General features: G+C 73.2%; 18 protein-coding genes. 5 read left to right on the forward strand and 13 right to left on the reverse strand.

Annotated features, from left to right (window positions below):
- Positions 1–52 precede the first annotated feature (52 nt).
- The 4 genes from HNP84_RS27845 to HNP84_RS55250 all read right to left on the reverse strand — a co-directional run bounded on the left by HNP84_RS27845 (position 53) and on the right by HNP84_RS55250 (position 3,512).
- Positions 53–721 carry a TetR/AcrR family transcriptional regulator gene (locus tag HNP84_RS27845; protein WP_185052872.1) on the reverse strand — a complete coding sequence of 223 codons (669 nt, stop codon included), beginning with the start codon at positions 719–721 and terminating at the stop codon, positions 53–55.
- A gap of 9 nt (positions 722–730) precedes the next feature.
- The gene (locus tag HNP84_RS27850) at positions 731–2,464 is read right to left on the reverse strand and encodes a bifunctional sugar phosphate isomerase/epimerase/4-hydroxyphenylpyruvate dioxygenase family protein (protein WP_185052873.1); all 1,734 of its coding nucleotides are present in this window, start codon (positions 2,462–2,464) and stop codon (positions 731–733) included.
- Positions 2,457–3,320 (reverse strand): shikimate dehydrogenase, encoded by an 864-nt coding sequence (locus tag HNP84_RS27855; RefSeq protein ID WP_185052874.1) that lies wholly within the window; start codon positions 3,318–3,320, stop codon positions 2,457–2,459. The genes HNP84_RS27850 and HNP84_RS27855 overlap by 8 nt, the downstream gene beginning before the upstream one ends.
- Before the next feature lie 69 nt (positions 3,321–3,389).
- Positions 3,390–3,512: a hypothetical protein gene (locus HNP84_RS55250; protein ID WP_281396281.1), complete on the reverse strand. Its 123-nt coding sequence runs from the start codon at positions 3,510–3,512 to the stop codon at positions 3,390–3,392.
- Between the two features lie 321 nt (positions 3,513–3,833).
- Between HNP84_RS55250 and HNP84_RS27860 the strand changes: the two genes are divergently transcribed.
- Entirely contained in the window at positions 3,834–4,049 is a 216-nt protein-coding gene (locus HNP84_RS27860) for a hypothetical protein (protein WP_185052875.1), read from the forward strand.
- Here the strand turns inward: HNP84_RS27860 and HNP84_RS53515 are convergent.
- Positions 4,046–5,257, reverse strand: a complete 1,212-nt coding sequence (locus tag HNP84_RS53515) for a GNAT family N-acetyltransferase (protein WP_246518745.1) — start codon at positions 5,255–5,257, stop codon at positions 4,046–4,048. The genes HNP84_RS27860 and HNP84_RS53515 overlap by 4 nt on opposite strands.
- Positions 5,258–5,445: 188 nt before the next feature.
- On the opposite strand from HNP84_RS53515, the gene HNP84_RS27875 reads away from it, so the two are divergent.
- The 4 genes from HNP84_RS27875 (at position 5,446) to HNP84_RS27890 (ending at position 11,226) form a co-directional block, all read left to right on the forward strand.
- Positions 5,446–6,870: an NAD(P)/FAD-dependent oxidoreductase gene (locus tag HNP84_RS27875; protein WP_185052876.1), complete on the forward strand. Its 1,425-nt coding sequence runs from the start codon at positions 5,446–5,448 to the stop codon at positions 6,868–6,870.
- Positions 6,871–7,011: 141 nt separating this feature from the next.
- The gene (locus HNP84_RS27880; RefSeq protein ID WP_185052877.1) at positions 7,012–8,640 is read left to right on the forward strand and encodes an amidohydrolase; all 1,629 of its coding nucleotides are present in this window, start codon (positions 7,012–7,014) and stop codon (positions 8,638–8,640) included.
- A gap of 77 nt (positions 8,641–8,717) precedes the next feature.
- On the forward strand, positions 8,718–9,455 hold the full coding sequence (locus tag HNP84_RS27885; protein ID WP_185052878.1) for a response regulator: 738 nt from the start codon (positions 8,718–8,720) through the stop codon (positions 9,453–9,455).
- A 322-nt stretch (positions 9,456–9,777) separates the two neighbouring features.
- Positions 9,778–11,226, forward strand: coding sequence for a hypothetical protein (locus HNP84_RS27890; protein WP_185052879.1), 1,449 nt, complete (start codon positions 9,778–9,780; stop codon positions 11,224–11,226).
- Between the two features lie 178 nt (positions 11,227–11,404).
- Here HNP84_RS27890 and HNP84_RS27895 read toward each other — a convergent pair whose 3' ends face one another.
- The 8 genes from HNP84_RS27895 to rapZ all read right to left on the reverse strand — a co-directional run bounded on the left by HNP84_RS27895 (position 11,405) and on the right by rapZ (position 18,278).
- Complete coding sequence (locus tag HNP84_RS27895; RefSeq protein ID WP_185052880.1) at positions 11,405–11,752, reverse strand: RNA polymerase-binding protein RbpA; 348 nt, start codon at positions 11,750–11,752, stop codon at positions 11,405–11,407.
- 69 nt (positions 11,753–11,821) lie between these two features.
- Complete coding sequence (secG, locus tag HNP84_RS27900) at positions 11,822–12,052, reverse strand: preprotein translocase subunit SecG (protein WP_185052881.1); 231 nt, start codon at positions 12,050–12,052, stop codon at positions 11,822–11,824.
- Positions 12,053–12,184: 132 nt separating this feature from the next.
- Positions 12,185–12,964: a triose-phosphate isomerase gene (gene tpiA / locus HNP84_RS27905; protein ID WP_221336802.1), complete on the reverse strand. Its 780-nt coding sequence runs from the start codon at positions 12,962–12,964 to the stop codon at positions 12,185–12,187.
- Positions 12,965–12,970: 6 nt separating this feature from the next.
- The gene (locus HNP84_RS27910; protein WP_185052882.1) at positions 12,971–14,158 is read right to left on the reverse strand and encodes a phosphoglycerate kinase; all 1,188 of its coding nucleotides are present in this window, start codon (positions 14,156–14,158) and stop codon (positions 12,971–12,973) included.
- Positions 14,158–15,162: a type I glyceraldehyde-3-phosphate dehydrogenase gene (gene gap, locus HNP84_RS27915; protein WP_185052883.1), complete on the reverse strand. Its 1,005-nt coding sequence runs from the start codon at positions 15,160–15,162 to the stop codon at positions 14,158–14,160. Before gap ends, HNP84_RS27910 begins: the two co-directional genes overlap by 1 nt.
- Positions 15,163–15,382: 220 nt before the next feature.
- A complete protein-coding gene (gene whiA / locus HNP84_RS27920) occupies positions 15,383–16,363 on the reverse strand; it encodes a DNA-binding protein WhiA (protein WP_185052884.1) in 981 nt (326 codons plus the stop codon).
- Between the two features lie 83 nt (positions 16,364–16,446).
- Positions 16,447–17,391, reverse strand: coding sequence for a gluconeogenesis factor YvcK family protein (locus HNP84_RS27925; protein WP_185052885.1), 945 nt, complete (start codon positions 17,389–17,391; stop codon positions 16,447–16,449).
- An 11-nt stretch (positions 17,392–17,402) separates the two neighbouring features.
- Positions 17,403–18,278 carry an RNase adapter RapZ gene (rapZ, locus tag HNP84_RS27930; protein ID WP_185052886.1) on the reverse strand — a complete coding sequence of 292 codons (876 nt, stop codon included), beginning with the start codon at positions 18,276–18,278 and terminating at the stop codon, positions 17,403–17,405.
- Positions 18,279–18,335 lie beyond the last annotated feature (57 nt).

Below are 18,335 nucleotides of genomic sequence, written 5' to 3' on the forward strand. Positions count from 1 at the left end.
GTTCGTACACTACAAGGGTGTTGCCGATCGGTTACCTGGCCGGGTCTCCGGATCAGGCGGCGGGACCCTGGCCGCGGAGGTAGGCGACGATCATCTCCCCCACCATCCGGCGCTGCCGGTCGCGGTGTTCGGGCGCGGTCATGTCGCGCCCGAACAGCGCCTGGAAGGTGTGCTGGTTGGCCACGCGGAAGAAGCAGAACGAGCTGATGAGCATGTGCACGTCGATGGCGTCGGCCTCGGTGACGAACTCGCCGCTCGCCGTGCCCGCGTCGAGGATCGACTCGATCAGGTCGAGCACGGGGGTGCCCAGGCCGGCCAGCGCCTGCGACTTGCGGATGTGCTCGGCCTGGTGGATGTTCTCGATCGCGACCAGCTTGATGAAGTCGCGATGGGCGTCGTGGTGGTCGAAGGTCAGCTCGGCGAGGGTGCGGATGGCCTCGACCGGGGCGAGGTGCTGCACGTCGACCGTGCGCTCGACCGCCCTGACCTCGGCGTACGCCTTCTCCAGCACCGCGATGTAGAGCCGCTCCTTGCTGCCGAAGTAGTAGTAGATCATGCGCTTGGTGGTGCGCATGCGCGCGGCGATCTCATCGACCCGCGCGCCCGCGTAGCCGTGGCGCGCGAACTCCTGCTGGGCGACCTCCAGGATCTCCGCCTTGGTGCGCTCGGCGTCGCGCTGGCGATCGGCCGCGCCGGAGGGTGAGGAGGCGGAGACGGTCACGCGCTCATCTTAGCCACCGCCGGAATGCCGCACCGCGAGCCGGATGGGCGCGTTGACGGCCCCGTAACCGTCGTAGCCTCCGATCCGCTGGACCAGCTCGAAGAAGACCCGGCCCACCGTGACGGTGTAGAGGTGCAGGAACTCGCCGCCGTCCTCGTCGCGGTCGTACAGCACGCCGAGACGGCGCAGCTCGGGATCGGCATCGTGGCGGGCCTCCAGGTCGTCGTAGTAGTTGCCGGGGATCGGCAGCAGCAGGCCGGGATGCTCCGCGCGCAGCCTGCGGGCCACGGCCAGGACGTCCCGGCAGGCCAGCGCGACGTGCTGCCACGGGACGCCCTCGGCGCCGACCTGGGCGATGTTGACCACCATGCGCACGCCGCCGCCGGGGGACGACATCGCCTTGCTGCGCAGCAGCCCGTACGGGTCGGGCAGCTCCAGGCCGGGCTGCGGGCTCAGGCCGAGCACGGTGCGGTAGAACAGCTCGGCCTCGTCGAAGTAGTGCCGCGGCTGGGCGAGTGCCACGTGGTCGATGCCGGTGATCTCTCCCCCTGCCCGCCCGTCCGGGGCGAAGTCGGACAGCCAGGAGTCGTCGCAGAAGAAGATCTGGGTGCCGTCCGGGGCGGCGATGGCGTCCAGCCGGGCCTCGCCCGGCCCCCGCCTGCGGGGCAGGACCGGTGACAGCAGTGACTCGGCGTGCTCGACGGCCCCGGCGGGGTCGGGGCTGTCCAGCCCGATCGCGATCAGGGCGGGCTCGCCGCCGGTGGCGTTGAGCAGCAGCCTCGCCCCGCCCTGCTCCCACAGCTCGACCGGTTTCGTGGGATGCCTCCCGGTACGCGCGAAGCCGAGCGCGGTCAGCATCCCGCCGAGCTCGCCGGTGCCGGCCAGCTCGGCGAAGGCGAACCCGGTCGGGACGATCGGACGCGCGGGCCCGCCGTGCTCCAGGGTGCTCTCCAGCGCGATGAGCGAGCGCATGCCGTCGCGCGCGGTCCGCCTGGCGTCGGCCTGACGGAAGTGGTCGTTGAACACCTCCAGCGACAGCGGACCGGCGTACCCGGCGTTCAGCGCGTGCTCCGCCACCCCCGCCACGTCGAAGGTGCCCTGGCCGGGGAAGCAGCGGTGATGGCGGCTCCACTGCAGGACGTCCATGGCCAGCCGCGGCGCGTCGGCGAGCTGGAGGAAGAAGATCTTCTCGCCCGGGATGGCCTCGATGCCGATCGGGTCGGAGCCGCGCGAGAGGATGTGGAAGCTGTCCAGGCACACGCCCAGGCCGGGGTGGCCGGCCAGGCGCACCAGACGCCAGGCGTGCAGGTACTCGTTGACGTGCCTGCCCCAGGCCAGAGCCTCGTAGGCGATGCGGATGCCGTGCTCGGCGGCCCGTTCGGCCAGCAGCCGGAGCTGCCCGGCGGCGAGGTCGTCGTCGCCGATCGCGCCCGGGGAGACGTTGGAGCAGACCAGCAGCAGGTCCGCGCCCAGGCGCTCCATCAGCCGGAACTTGTGCTCGGCCCGCCGCAGGTTCCGGGTCAGCACGTCGTCCGGCACCGACTCGAAGTCGCGAAAGGGCTGGTAGAGGTCGATCGTCAGGCCGAGGTCGGCGGCACGGGCCCGGATCTCCTCCGGCGGCAGGGGGCAGACCAGCAGGTCGCTCTCGAAGATCTCCACACCGTCGAAGCCTGCGGCGGCGATCGCCTCCAGCTTCTCGGTCAGTGTGCCGCTCACCGACACGGTGGCGATGGACTTACGCACCGCTCCTCCTCCGGACGGCGATGAGATCGGTCAGGTGGGCGAGCATGCGCTCGGCGTCCGGCTCCCGGCCGGTGAACAGCCGGAAGGCGTGCGCGGCCTGGAAGACGACCATGCCGCCGCCGTCGAGGGTGCGGCAGCCCAGCGACCGCGCGTGCCGCAGCAGCTCGGTCTCCAGCGGCCGGTACACGATGTCGGCCACCCACAGGCCCGGACGCAGCAGCCCGGCGGGCAGCGGCATCCCCGGATGGTGGGCCATCCCGGTGGGGGTCGCGTGCACCAGGCCGTCGGCCGCCGCGAGGAGCCCCGGCAGCTCCGGCGGGGCCGCGTGCCGCGCGCGCCCGGCGCCGAAGCGTCCGGTCAGCTCGCCGGCCAGCCCGCCTGCCCGCGCCGGGTCGGCGTCCACGACCGTGACCAGGTCGGCGCCCAGGGTGAGCAGCGCGTGCGCCACTGCGGCCCCCGCGCCCCCGGCGCCGAGCTGCACGACGTGGTGGGTGGGCGCGTCGGGCAGGCCCCGGGCGAACGACTCGGCGAAGCCGGTCCAGTCGGTGTTGTGGCCGACGGCCCGGTCTCCGTCGAAGACGACGGTGTTGACCGCGCCCAGCATGCGGGCGTCCGGCGACAGCTCGTCCAGGTGCGGGATGACGCTCTGCTTGCACGGGTGGGTGATGTTGAGCCCGTCGAAGCCGAACCGCCGCGCCGTGCGCACCAGATCGCCCACGTCGAGCCCGAGCCTGTCGGTGTCGAGCAGCCGGTAGACGTAGTGCAGGCCGTGGTGCACGGCCTCCTGCTCGTGCAGCGGCGGGCTCAGGGAGGGGCCGATGCCCGAGCCGATGAGTCCGACCAGGAACGAGGCCATCGTTTCGTCCTTTCCAGCGGATGCGGGCGGCGCGCGTACCCCTAATGTACGTACTAGTGAGTTAGCAGGCTAGACACGCCTCCGGGTTCCCCTGCCGTCGCCGGTGGTGCGGAAGGTGGAGTCGAACACGCGCGAGTTGCGCGTCCCGTCGCTGAAGGCGATGCCGTCGGCGTACGTGTTGCGGATGCGCACGCCGCTGAACCGCAGCCCGTCGGCCGGGCCCCACAGCTCGGGATGTCGTCGCAGTCGCGGCCGACCCAGACGGCCGGCGCGTCGGGGATCGGGTTGCGCACCACGATCGCGTTGGCCTGGTTCGCCGCCGGGGCAGAGGAGCAGGCCGAGCCGACCGCGCCCGGCGAGCCGCCTGCGCCCGACGTGGCGGGCGCGCCGGGCGAGTTGCGGGCCGGGTGGTGGCGGCGATCCCGGAGCCGTCAAAGCGGATGCCGGGGCCGGTGCGAATGCCAGGGGCCAGTGGGATGCCGGGGGCCGGTGCGAATGCCGGGGCCGGGACGGATGGCCTCGCCGCCGGCCATGCTGGAGTACCTGCGGCGCCTCGAACGCCGGATGAGGTGCCTGGCGGAGGGTCTGAGCCGGAGCGAACGCCGCCGGGACTCCCTGGGCCTGCCCGCCGGCCCGGCCCCGCACGGACTGCGGCATCCGTACGGGTTCGCGTTCCCCGCGGGTGAGGACGGCGAGCCGGGCGAGCGCCCGGAGGAGGATGAGTCCTAGCAGGGCTCCATGACGCCGACCGGGAGGCGGGCCTCCAGGACACCCGGGTCCTCGGTGTAGGACAGGGTGGCGCCGAGCGAGAGCATCAGGCGGCGCATCCGGACGTTGTCGGAGAGCATGGTGGCCCTGACCTCGGCGAAGCCCAGGTCGCGGGCCTCGCGGACCAGCATGCGGGCCATGCTGCCGCCCAGGCCGCGGCCCTGCCAGCGGTCCTCGATCAGGAAGGCCATCTCGGCGATGCCCGGGTCGGCGGTGAACATCAGGTTGGCCAGGGCCACGACCTGGCCGTCGTGCCCGCCGACGAGGGAGTGGCCCCTGCCGCGGTCGCACAGGCGGTCGAAGACGCGCGGCGGCAGGGTGGGCATCGCGGTGAAGTAGCGGAACCTGCGGGTCTCGGGCGAGCAGCGCTCGTGCAGGTCGCGCACCGCGTCGCGGTAGATGGGGGTGAGCTGCCTGACGATCACCTCGGCGCCGTCGGCGAGCCGCACCGGACGCTCGGAGCCGACCGGGTCGGCCGGGGGCTGGGCCAGCCGGACGAACGCGGCGGCTCTGGCGGCCTCGGTGAGGGTGAAGGGCAGTTCGGACCGGCGCAGCCGCACGAAGCGCCGCGGCGCCACGGGCACGGTCAGCAGGGTCGGGTCGGGCAGCCGGACGGCCTGCTCGATCTCGCCGTTGACGTCGCCGCCGATCTCGCCATTGATCCCGCCGATCTCGCCATTGATCCCGCCGATCTCGCCATGGATCCCGCCGATCTCGCCGTTGATCCCACCGGTCTCGCCTGTGCTGTCGTCCGCGGCGCCGTCGTGCCCGTTCGCCGTCGCGGCGCGTTCCCCCGAATCGCTCACGGCCGCACCGTACACCCAGCGGGCGTCGTCCGCGCGCAGCAGCTCGCCCAGGAACTCCGGCAGCCGCCACGGGGCGGCGCGCAGCCGGGCGGCCAGCAGCAGCGCCCGGGTGGGCTCGTCGGTCAGCTCGTGCGCGGTGGCGGGGACGACCTGCACCCGCCGGCCGCCCGCGCCCTCCAGCGCCTCGCGCACCGCCTCCGGCGAAGCGGGGATGTCGGCCATGAACTCGTCAACGGTGCCGTCCGTGTCGGTCTGGACGCTCATCCCCAGGATGTTGCCGCCCCGGCCCGCCAGCGCGGCGGCCAGGGACGCCAGACGGCCGGGACGCTCGTCCACCGTCGTACGAATCCGCAGAAATCCCATCGTCGCTCCGTTCCCTCCGTTGCCCCCAAGGGTGCCGTACGACTGTTACACGGCTGCTACACAACGGTGAGCCCACCGTTTCATCCTGCTTCATATCGTTCATGCGGATTCATCCACACTTCGCCGCTTATCACCGCGCAATCCGTAGCAGTGTGCGGCACCATACACGGATATAGCAGGATGTGCCCATGAACGCGCCCGCCCCCACCGCTCCCCTCGCCGGCGGATTCGTCAACGGCGAGGTCTCCTTCTGGTACCGCGACCTCGGCGGCGTACCGGAGCCCGGGGATGCCCTCGGCGGCGACCTCGACGCCGACGTGGCGATCGTCGGCGCGGGCTACACCGGCCTGTGGACCGCCTACTACCTGAAGCGGGCCCGCCCGGGGCTGCGGGTGGCCGTGCTGGAGCGCGAGTTCGCCGGGTACGGCGCGTCGGGCCGCAACGGCGGCTGGCTGACCGCCGACCTGGCCGGAATCCCGGAGCGGTACGCCGCGACGCACGGGGCCGAGGCCGCCAGGGCGCTGCAACGCGCCATGTTCGCCACGATCGACGAGGTCATCGCGGTGGCGGCGGCCGAGGGCATCGACGCCGGGATCGTCAAGAGCGGCCTGCTGCACGTCGCCACCAACCGCGCGCAGCTCGCCCGCGCCCGGCACATGCTGGCCCACGAGCGCGAGTGGGGCTGGGGCGAGGAGGACCTGCGCCCGCTGGACGACGCCGAGCGCGAGGCGCGGCTGCGGGTGGCCGGGGCCCAGGGCATGCTGTGGTCGCCGCACTGCGCCCGCATCCAGCCCGCCCGGCTGGTACGCGGCCTGCTGCGCGCCGTGCGCGGCCTCGGCGTACAGGTCTTCGAGGCCACCCCCGTGACCGCGATCGAGCCCGGCCGCGCCGTCACGCCGTACGGGACCGTCCGCGCCGGGCACGTGATCCGCGCCACCGAGGGGTTCACCGCCGGGCTCCCCGGCAAGCGGCGCACCTGGCTGCCGATGAACAGCTCCATGATCGTCACCGAGCCGCTGCCGGCCAAGGTGTGGGAGGCGATCGGCTGGGAGGGCCGCGAGCTGCTCGGCGACCTCGCCCACTACTACATGTACGCCCAGCGCACCGCCGACGACCGCATCGCCTTCGGCGGCCGGGGCCGTCCCTACCGGTACGGTTCACGAATCGACGAGCGCGGGCGCACCCCCGCCTGGACCGTCGGCGCGTTGTGGGACCTGCTCACCGGCATGTTCCCCGCCGTCCGCGCGAGCGGAGCGGGAATCGCGCACACCTGGTCCGGGGTGCTCGGCGTGCCGCGCGACTGGTGCGCGACCGTGCACGTGGACCCGGCGACCGGCCTGGGCTGGGCGGGCGGGTACACCGGGCACGGCGTGGCCACCGCCAACCTCGCCGGGCGCACGCTGCGGGACCTGATCCTGGGCGAGGAGACCGAGCTGACCGCGCTGCCCTGGGTGGGCCGGCGGGTGCGGGGCTGGGAGCCCGAGCCGCTGCGCTGGCTGGGCGTGCACGCGATGTACCGTCTCTACCGGATGGCCGACGCCCGGGAGAACCGCGCGCCCGGCGCGCGCACGTCCGCGCTGGCCCGCATCGCCGACACCATCACCGGCAGATAGGCGACCACCGGCCGACGGCGGAATCCCCCGCAGACGGCAGACCATCCGCAGACGGCAAACCAACCGCAGACGGCACACCACCGCAGACGGCGAACCAGACGGCACACCACCGGCCGGCGACCACCGGCAGATAGGCGACCCATGACCGAGATCCTCTTCCGCGGCGGGCGGATCTTCACCGCGACCGCCGAGCCGGCAGAGCCCGCCCAGCCCGCAGAGGCCGTGCTCGTCCGCGACGGCGTGATCGCCGCCGTGGGCGCCGAGCGCGACGTGACCCGCCTGGCCTCTCCCGGGCACGACACCGTGGACCTCGCGGGCAGGCTGCTGACGCCGTCGTTCACCGACGCGCACATGCATCCCGTGCAGGCCGGGCTGGAGCGGGCCCGATGCGACCTGTCGGAGGTGTACGGCCCCGACGCCTACCGCGAGCGGGTGCGCGCCTACGCCGAGGCGCACCCGGGCAAGCAGTGGATCGACGGGGGCGGCTGGGACATGTCCGCCTTCCCCGGCGGGCTGCCACACCGCCGCGACCTGGACTTCCTGGACCGGCCCGCGTACCTCATCCAGCGCGACCACCACGCCGCCTGGGTCAACACCCGGGCGCTGGAGATCGCCGGCATCACCCGTGACACCCCCGACCCGGCCGACGGGCGGATCGAGCGCGACCCCGACGGCACGCCGAGCGGAGTGCTGCACGAGGGCGCGATGGACCTGGTCGGGCTGCTCACCCCGCGCCCGACGGCCGCCGATCTGGAGGCGGCGCTGCTGGACGCGCAGGCGTACCTGCTCTCGCTGGGCATCACCGGCTGGCAGGACGCGATCGTGGGCTCCTACGCGGGCTCGGACGACCAGCTCCCCGTCTACCTCGCCGCCGCGGCGTCCGGGAAGCTGCGCGCCCGCGTGGTGGGCGCGCTGTGGTGGGACCGCGGGCGCGGCGCGGAGCAGATCGAGGACCTGCTGGAGCGCCGGGCGCGGGCCGCGGGGCTGGACCGGTTCCGGGCCACCTCGGTCAAGATCATGCAGGACGGGATCACGGAGAACTTCACCGCGGCCGTCATCGAGCCGTACTGCCGGTGCGGCGGCACCGGGCTGTCGTACGTCGATCCGGCCAAGCTGGGCGGGTACGTCGCCGAGCTGGACCGGCACGGCTTCCAGGTGCACTTCCACGCCATCGGCGAGCGGGCCGTGCGCGAGGCCCTGGACGCGCTGGAGGGCACCGACCCGGCCAACCGGCACCACATCGCCCACCTGCAGATCATCGAGCCGTCCGACCTGCCCAGGTTCGCCGCGCTTGGGGTGACCGCCAACCTGCAACCGCTGTGGGCCACCCACCACGCCCAGATGGACGAGCTGACCCTGCCGTTCCTGGGCGAGGAACGCTCCTCCTGGCAGTATCCCTTCGCCGACCTGCTGCGGTTCGGCACCCGGATCTGCGCGGGCAGCGACTGGCCGGTGTCCACCGCCGACCCGCTGCAGGCGATGCACGTGGCGGTCAACCGCACCGAGCCGGGCGGGTCGGTGCACGCCTCCTACCCGACCGCGCAGACGCCGTTCCTGCCCGGCCAGGCGCTGGACCTGGCCACGGTGCTCACGGCGTACACGGCGGGGTCGGCGTGGATCAACCGCTCCCCCGCCGGCGCGATCGAGCCGGGCCGGCCCGCCGACCTGGTCGTGCTCGACCGCGACCCGTTCGCCCTCGATCCGGGCGAGATCTGGACGACCCGGGTGGCGATGACGTTCCTGGACGGAGAGCCCGTCTTCGGCGGCTGACCCCCGCGGGCACCCGTGACAGACTTGACCTTGCTCCATGAATCTGGTCGAAGTCTCCGGGTGCGGAGGAGGTCCGGGTGGGCCGGGCGACGCGGGTCGTGATCGTGGACGACGACGAGATCTCGCTGCGCGGCATCGCCGCCATCCTCGGCGAGCCTGGCGACGGCTCCAGCGAGGTGGTGGCCGCCATGGACCACCGGGCGGCGCTGGCGTGGCCGGGCGAGTGGGCCGGGGTGGACGTCGCCCTGGTCGACGCCGCCGACGAGCGCCGCGCGGACGACCACTTCCCCGGGGTGGAGGTGGTCGAGCGGATACGCGCCGCCGGCGGGCGTACCAGGGTCGTGGTGCTGACCGGGCACTTCTTCGACGGCGCCGTACGCCGCCGCATGCGCGAGGCCGGCGCCGACTTCTTCTACCACCGCAGCGAGCTGGCCGAGGCGGCCACGCTGCGCGCCGCCGTGCTCGGTCACGGCGGGAGGCCGGTCCCCGGGCCGGAGGACGCCGAGGAGGAGATCCTGCACGGCGTGTCCCGCGACAGCCGGGTCAACGCGGCCGTACGGCACGCGCTGGCCGAGGACCTGCCCGCGCGCATCGCCGAGCGGCGCGATCCCCGGTCCCGCTCCTGGGGCAGGCTGCGCCGCGAGTTCAACCGGCACGCCCGGCTGACCGCGATGACCGCCGACGGACGCACCCCCGACCGGCCGCAGCGCGAGCCGTCGCTGCCGCAGATCGCCCGCTTCCTGGCCTGGGCCACCCGGGTCAAGACCCGCCGCCCGCCACCGCTGCCGGCCGAGGATCGGGAGCCGGAACGCTGAGCGTCCCGACGCACCCGGCCGGACTGCCGCCCATCACCGCGGTGGCGGCCGAGTCGAGCCGGTACATCTTCCGCCGCCTGTTCCTCAACCTCCGCCTGGCCACCCGCGCGGCCTGCGTGGTGACGGCGCTGGCGCTCGGCGTGCTGCCGCCCGCCGCCGCGCTGGCCGCCGGAGCCCTGTGCTGCGGCTACGACGTGCTCCTGTACGCCCTGATGCGCCCCGGCTCCCGCCGCCCGCTCCCCGCCCGGCTGCGGCTGGCGCTGGACTGCGCCGACGTGGCCGCCTGGTCGCTGGCCCTCGGGCAGCCGTCCGACTCCCCGCCATGCTGGCCGCGCCGCTGGCGGCCGAGGCCGCGGCCACCCGGGGGCGCCGGGCGGTGGCCGTGCCGCTGGCGGTGGGGACCGCGACGGCCGCCGCGCTGCTGCTGGCCGGGCGCCCGGTGACGCTGAGCGCGTTCGTGTGGCCGGTGTTCGGGCTGCTGGGCGGGGCGCTGATCCGCCGCTACTGGGAGCCGCGCACGCACCGGCGGCTGCGGCTGGCGGAGATCGAACGGCAGGCGGCGCGGGCGCAGGCCGTACTGGCGGGCCGCAACAGCGTCGCCGCCGGAGCCGACACGGTGGTGGACGTGCTCACCCGCACCTGGCCGCTGCTGGCGGCGCCGGGCGAGCCGGCCGGGGCGCCGCTGGCGGCCTGGCGGCGCCGCATGGCCGAGGAGACCGCCGGGCAGGCCGCGTACCTGCGCACGGCGCTGCTGCGCTGGGAGGAGCGGCACAACTCGGCCGGTCCCGACCTGTCGCGCGACGTCGCCTTCGGCCCGATCGCCGACGGCACGCTGCTGCTGTCGGCCCGGCAGGTCGCCGCGCTGTACGCCCGGCTGGACTCCCTCGGCCTGACCGGGCACGTGCCCGTACGCGCCGTACGGAGCGCGCCACCGGGCCTGGAGCAGGAACTGCGGGTCGGCCCGCACCGGGTGCTGCTGCCCGCCGACCCCAGACCCGCGGCCCCGGCGTTCGACCTCGGCGCGCCGATCCTGGCCATCGCGGCGCCGGGGACCCTGGCGCACTCCTGGCCGCAGATGGACGGCGTGCCGCTCGCCGCCACCGTCCCCCTCGCGGGGCTGGCCCTGGTCCTGGCCTGGTTCGCGCACCTGCGGATCGCCCGGCGCGGCCCGGCCGCGCACGGCACGGTCCTGGCCGTCGCGCTCGCGCACGGCGGCCTGGTCTCCTTCGTGGCCACGGCCGAGTTCGAGCACCTGTACTCGGGCGGGCTGCCCCGCATCCCGTCCCTGCACTTCCTGCTGTGGTGCGGGCCGCTGACCGCGATGTACCTGCGCGACCTCGCGCCCCTGGCGCGGGTGGCCGCCGCGGCGTACCTGGCGGCGGTGCCGATCACCGCGGTGGCGCTGTTCCAGCCCGTGCCGGTGGGCTGGGAGGGGCTCTCGGCGCTGGTGTGGCCGCTGGCGTTCACGGTCGGCGCCTCGGGCGTGCGCGACTCGCTGGAGCGCGACGGCGCCGCCCTGGCCCAGGCGCTCGCCCGCGAGCACGACGCCGCCGTGGCCGACGGCTTCCGCACCGGCCGGGCGGAGGTGCTGGGGCTGGTCGAGCGGGCGGCCCAGGAGGCCGCGGAGCGGCTGCGCACCCGGCGCGACGTCATCGTCCCGGCGTTCCTGCCCGAGATCGAGCGCCGCCTGGCCCTGGTGCACGAGCGCATGGCCGCCCTGAAACAGACGGCCCCGAACCAGCCGGCTCCCCCGAAAGCGTCCACATCATGAGATCCGGGACATACGCCGGGCCGGAGCGGGTATGGAGACCCCCGTGGCGCTGCGAGACGGTGGAGGACGTCGAGACTGCGGTGCCGCATGCCCACGGCCGGGGCGCAGACGAACGATCCCCCGCGCGGCACGCGCACGGGGGATCGGCGGTCCGGGCCGGCGACCGGCCGGCGGCGGGTCAGTAGATCGGGCGCGAGGAAGTGCGCAGGCGCTCCAGGGCCTCGGCGAGGATCGCGGCGCCGTCCTTGTCGCTGCGCCGCTCCTTCACATAGGCAAGGTGCGTCTTGTACGGCTCGTTCTTCGGCGGGGCCGGCGGATTGTGCTCGTCCTGCCCGGCCGGGAGACCGCATCGGGGGCAGTCCCACAGCTCAGGCACGGCCGCGTCGCTGGCGAAGCTGGGCCGCGTCTCGTGCATGTTGGCGCACCAGAACGGGACCCGAACACGTGGAGCTGCCTCGCCGCGCTCGGCCTCCCCCATCGGGCCGGCGCCGACACGGCTGCCACGGATCGCGTTGCCACTACCCACGGATGAACTCCTCGCTCGATCGCCCCGCGCGCGGCGGGGGGAGAATCACTGTCACGCCGCCTAGGGCCGTCAGGGCTTGAGAAGCAGGCCCAGGGCGACGATGCAGACGAACCAGACCACGCCCGTGATGATGGTGAGCCGGTCGAGGTTGCGCTCGACCACCGACGACCCCCCGAACGACGATGAGAACCCACCGCCGAACATGTCGGAGAGGCCGCCGCCCTTGCCCTTGTGAAGCAGCACGAGCAGCACCATGAGGGCGCTCGACAGGATGAGGGCGATGGAGATTCCGATAGTCACCGTAGACCTGTTCTCTTGTCTCGCGTGCCCGCGTCCGGGCACGGCTCCTGCACGACGTCGTCGGCGTGACGATTCAAACTTGCTCTAAGAGGGTACGACCTGCTGTCAAATCGCACCCTCCGAACGGCCGAGTTAGCCAGACATTTCCCCGAACCGGCAGATCTTCACGAACTCCGCCGGGTCGAGGCTGGCGCCGCCGACGAGGGCGCCGTCGATGTCGGGCTTGCTCATGATGCCCGCGATGTTGCCGGACTTCACCGATCCTCCGTAGAGGATACGTACGGCCTCCGCCACCTCGCCGTCGTACAGCTCGGCGAGTCGCGTGCGCACCGCCCCGCAGACCTCCTGGGCGTCCTCGGGCGTGGCCACCTCGCCGGTGCCGATCGCCCACACCGGCTCATAGGCGATGACGATCGACTTGGCCTGCTCGGCGGTCACCTTCTGCAGCGCGCCGTCGAGCTGCGCGAGCGTGTGGGCGACGTGCCCGCCGGCCTGGCGGACCGGCAGCCCCTCGCCCACGCACAGGATCGGCGTCACCCCGTGCCGGTAGGCGGCCAGCACCTTGGAGTTGACCACCTGGTCGTCCTCGGCGTGGTACTGCCTGCGCTCGGAGTGGCCCGCCAGGACGTACGTGCAGCCGAGCTTGGCCAGCATCGCCCCGGAGACCTCGCCGGTGTAGGCGCCGGAGTCGTGCGGCGAGAGGTCCTGCGCGCCGTACACGATGCGCAGCTTGTCGCCGTCGACCAGCGTCTGCACGCTGCGCAGGTCGGTGAACGGCGGCAGCACCGCCACCTCGACCGCGTTGAAGTCCTTGTCGTTGAGGGAGAAGGCCAGCTTCTGGACGTGGTTGATGGCCTCCAAGTGGTTGAGGTTCATCTTCCAGTTGCCGGCGATGAGCGGCGTGCGCCCCATGATCAGTCAGTCCTCCAGCGCGGCGAGGCCGGGCAGTGTCTTGCCCTCCAGGTACTCCAGGCTGGCGCCGCCACCCGTGGAGATGTGCGAGAAGCCGTCCTCGGGCAGGCCCAGCCTGCGCACGGCGGCGGCGGAGTCGCCACCGCCGACGACGGTGAACGCCTCCGACCCTGCCAACGCCTCGGCGACGGCCCTGGTTCCCCCGGCGAACGCGTCGAACTCGAACACGCCCATCGGGCCGTTCCAGAACACCGTCCTGGCGTCGGCCAGCTTGGCCGCGAACAGCTCGCGGGTGCGCGGGCCGATGTCGAGTCCCTCGCGGTCGGCCGGGATCGCGGTGGCCTCGACCACCTCGTGCGGGGCGTCCTCGGCGAAGTGGGTCGCCGCCAGCACGTCCACCGGGAGCACCAGCTCGACGTTGCGCTTGGCCGCCTCGTCGAGGAAGCCGCGCACCTGGTCGAGCTGGTCCTCCTGCAGCAGCGAGCGGCCCACCTCGTGGCCCTGGGCCTTGAGGAAGGTGTAGGCCATGCCGCCGCCGATGAGCAGGCGGTCCACCTTGCCGAGCAGGTTGGCGATCACGCCCAGCTTGTCGGAGACCTTCGCGCCGCCGAGCACCACGACGTACGGGCGCTCCGGCTCCTCGGTGAGCCGCTTGAGCACGGTGACCTCGGCCAGGACCAGCCCGCCCGCGGCGTGCGGCAGCAGGCGGGGCACGTCGTAGACGCTGGCGTGCTTGCGGTGCACCGCGCCGAAGCCGTCGCCGACGTACAGCTCGGCCAGGGCGGCCAGCTTCTCGGCGAACGCGCCGCGCACGGCGTCGTCCTTGGACTCCTCGCCCGGCTCGAAGCGCAGGTTCTCCAACAGCGCGACCTGGCCGTCCTGGAGGTTGTGCACCAGGTCGGCCGCGGACTCGCCCACCACGTCGGTGGCGAACAGCACCGGGGAGCCGTACAGCTCCTCAAGCCGGCGCGCGACCGGCTTGAGGGAGTACTTGGGCGTGACGGTGCCCTTGGGGCGGCCGAGGTGGGCGCACACGACGACCCGCGCCCCGCGCTCGGCGAGGTCGCGGATCGTGGGCAGAGACGCCCGGATGCGGCCGTCGTCGGTGATGGTCTCACCGTCGAGCGGCACGTTGAGGTCGGCGCGCACCAGGACGCGCCGCCCCTTGACGTCGAGTTCGCCCGCCTCTCGCATCACAGGTCCGCGCCGACCAGCTCGATGAGGTCCGCGAGGCGGTTGGAGTAGCCCCACTCGTTGTCGTACCAGCCGACGACCTTGACCTGGTTGCCGATGACACGGGTCAGGCCGGCGTCGAAGATGCACGAGGCCGGGTCGGTGACGATGTCGGCGGAGACGATCTCGTCCTCGGTGTAGGACAGGATGCCCTTCAGCGGGCCCTCGGCGGCCTCCTTCATCGCCGCGTTGACCTCCTCGACGCTCACCTCGCGGGAGACGTCCACGGTCAGGTCGGTGGCCGAGCCGGTCGGGATCGGCACGCGCATGGCGAACCCGTCGAGGCGGCCCTTGAGCTCGGGCAGCACCAGGCCGATGGCCTTGGCGGCGCCGGTGGAGGTCGGCACGACGTTCAGCGCGGCGGCGCGGGCGCGGCGCAGGTCCTTGTGCGGGCCGTCCTGCAGGTTCTGGTCCTGCGTGTAGGCGTGGATCGTGGTCATCAGGCCCTTCTCGATGCCGAAGGTGTCGTTGAGGACCTTCGCCATCGGGGCCAGGCAGTTGGTGGTGCAGGACGCGTTGGAGATGATCGTGTGCTTGGCCGGGTCGTACGAACCCTGGTTGACGCCGATCACGATCGTGACGTCCTCGTTCTTGGCCGGCGCGGAGATGATGACCTTCTTCGCGCCGTTCTCGGCGTGCACCTTGGCCTTGTTGGCGTCGGTGAACAGGCCGGTGGACTCCAGCACCACGTCCACGCCCAGGTCGCCCCAGGGCAGCTTGCCGGGGTCGCGCTCCGCGAACACCTTGATCGACTTGCCGTCGACGGTGATCTCGTCGGCCGTCGCCTTCACCTCGTACGGCAGGCGGCCGAGGATGCTGTCGTACTTCAGCAGATGGGCCAGCGTGGCGTTGTCGGTCAGGTCGTTGACCGCAACGATCTCGATGTCCTTACCGCTGGCCGCCACAGCGCGCCAGAAGTTGCGGCCGATGCGGCCGAAGCCGTTGACGCCTACGCGGATGCTCACGGCACCGATCTCCTCGTACGTCGGGTGCGCCGGCCCCTGCCGGCGCGATGACGGGCTTGAACCTCAAACATGAACCTTATAGGACCCAAATTGGTGTAGACCACACGACTCCCCAAGCGCACACCAAGGGCCCCCCTCCACTCCCCCAATCCTCTCCCGGCACGCCCCCGCCCCGGCCACGCCCCCACGTCACGGCAGGCGGCGCCGCGTGCCGTCGGGCTCAGGGGGCGAGCATGTCGAGGGTGAGGTTGGCCTCGGTGTTGGGGATGCCGAGGTCGCCGGCGCGCTTGTCGGCCATGGCGAGCAGGCGGCGGATGCGGCCGGCGATGGCGTCCTTGGTGAGCGGCGGGTCGGCGAGCTGGCCCAGCTCCTCCAGCGACGCCTGCTTGTGCTCCACGCGCAGCCGGCCGGCCACCACCAGGTGCTCGGGGGCGTCCTCGCCCAGGATCTCCAGGGCGCGCTGCACCCGGGCGCCCGCGGCGACCGCCGCGCGGGCCGAACGGCGCAGGTTGGCGTCGTCGAAGTTGGCCAGGCGGTTGGCGGTGGCGCGGACCTCGCGCCGCATGCGGCGCTCCTCCCAGGCCAGGACGCTGTCGTGGGCGCCCAGGCGGGTCAGCAGGGCGCTGATGGCGTCGCCGTCGCGGACCACGACCCGGTCCACCCCGCGCACCTCGCGGGCCTTGGCGTGGATCTTCAGCCGGCGCGCGGAGCCGACCAGGGCCAGCGCGGCCTCGGGCCCCGGGCAGGTGACCTCCAGCGACATGGAGCGTCCGGGCTCGGTGAGCGAGCCGTGCGCCAGGAACGCCCCGCGCCAGGCCGCCTCGGCGTCGCAGGTGGCCCCGGCCACGACCTGGCGGGGCAGGCCGCGCACCGGGCGGCCGTGGTTGTCGATCAGGCCCGTCTGCCGGGCCAGGGCCTCACCGTCGCGGTAGACGCGCACGACGTAGCGCGAGCCCTTGCGCAGGCCCGCGGGCGCGAGGACCAGGACCTCGGCCTTGTGCCCGAACACCTCGCCGATGTCCCTGATCAGCCTGCGCGCCGTCACGTTGGTGTCGAGCTCGGCCTCGATCACGATCCGCCCGCCCACCAGATGCAGACCGCTGGCGAACCGCAGCAGCGTCGAGACCTCGGCCTTGCGGCAGCAAGGCTTGAGCACCGAGAGGCGGCTCAGCTCGTCCTTCACCACACCCGTCATCGCCATGTGCGTCAGTCCTCCCCCACTCAAGACTCCGTACAAGCCGGCTCACAGCAGTGTCTCGCACTCACAGAGCCGCCTGACCAGGATCAACGCTTCTCGTGGAAAATCTCGTCCAGGACCGAGGCAAGACGTTGCGTATCGTGCCTCGGCGAGCCGTCGGCCATCGCCACGTCGGCGGTGACCAGTCGCCCGCCGAGCGCGACGGTGGCCTTCTCCAGCTCCTCCCGGTCATCGACCACCCGCGTGTCGGCGAGGACGACGTCGATGGCCAGGCCGGGGGCGTGCTGCCGGAGGACCTCCAGGTGCTTTTGGGGGGAGAAGCCGTCGGTCTCGCCCGGCTGCGGGGCGAGGTTGAGCGCCACGAGCCGCTTGGCCCTGGTGGTGTGCAGGGCCTCGGCGAGGCGGGGCACCTTCAGGTGCGGCAGCACGCTGGTGAACCAGGAGCCGGGGCCGAAGACCACCCAGTCGGCGGCGTGCACCGCCTCGATCGCCTCGGGGGAGGCGGGCGGGTCGGGCGGCACCAGCGAGATGGCCCGCACCCGGCCGGGGGTGACCGCGCACGCGACCTGGCCGCGCACGATCGTGACCTCGCCGTCGAGCTCGACCTCGGCGACGATGTCCAGCGGCACCGACGCCATGGGCAGCACCCTGCCGTGGGCGCCGAGCAGCCTGCCCACCCAGTCGAGCGCCGCCACCGGGTCGTCCAGCAGCTCCCACAGGGCGACGATGAGCAGGTTGCCGACGGCGTGGCCGTGCAGCTCGCCCTCGCTGCGGAAGCGGTGCTGCACCACCTTGCTCCAGGTGCGGCCCCACTCGTCGTCGCCGCACAGCGCGGCCAGCGCCATGCGCAGGTCGCCGGGCGGCAGCACGCCGAGCTCACGGCGGAGCCGTCCGCTGGACCCGCCGTCGTCGGCCACGGTGACCACCGCGGTCAGCTCGGAGGTGACCCGGCGCAGGGCCGATAAGGACGCGTAGAGCCCGTGGCCGCCGCCGAGCGCGACGACGCTGGGCCCCTCGTTAGCCGGCAGCATGCCAGGCTTTCTCACTCCCGGCCGACATCCCGGTGACTCACCTGCACTTCCATCGAGCGCTCGCGCAGCCTGGCGCCGATCTGCTCGGCCATGGCCACGCTGCGGTGCTTGCCGCCCGTGCAGCCCACGGCCAGCGTGACGTAACTCTTGCCCTCGCGGGTGTAGCCCGCGGCGACCACGCCCAGGACCTCCTCGTAGGCGTCCAGAAACTCCTTGGCGCCCGGCTGGCTCAGCACGTAGTCGCGCACCGGCACGTCCAGCCCGTTCATCGGGCGCAGCTCGGGCACCCAGTGCGGGTTGGGCAGGAACCGGCAGTCGACGACCAGGTCGGCATCGACCGGCAGGCCGTACTTGTAGCCGAAGGAGACCACGTTGACCCGCAGGCCCGGACGGTCCTCGCCGCCGAAGAACGCGGCGATCTTGCTGCGCAGCTCGTGCACGTTCAGCGAGGAGGTGTCGATCACCAGGTCGGCGTTGGCCCGCACCTCGCGCAGGATGCCCCGCTCGCGGGCGATGCCGTCGACCAGCCGCCCCTCGCCCTGCAGCGGGTGGGGACGGCGGACGTTCTCGAACCGGCGCACCAGCTCCTCGTCGCTGGCCTCCAGGAACGCCACCCGCACGTCGAGGCCGCGCCCCTCCAGCTCCTCGATCGCGGCGTTCAGATCGGTGGTGAAGGCCAGGCTGCGCACATCGACGACCGCCGCCACCTTGCCCGCCGGCGGCCGCACCCGCCCGGCCTCCTCGGCCAGCGAGAACAACATGCCGGGCGGCAGGTTGTCGATGACGAACCAGCCCATGTCCTCAAGCGCCTTCGCGGCCGTGCTCCGCCCCGCACCGGACATCCCGGTGACGATGACGAACGCCGGCTCCGCCCGCTCGGCGGTCACGGCCCCTCCTTCGCCGGGCACACCATGGTGGTGCCGTGCCCTCTGGTCGCCTCGATC

The organism is Thermocatellispora tengchongensis, assembly GCF_014202315.1.
Lineage (GTDB): Bacteria > Actinomycetota > Actinomycetes > Streptosporangiales > Streptosporangiaceae > Thermocatellispora > Thermocatellispora tengchongensis.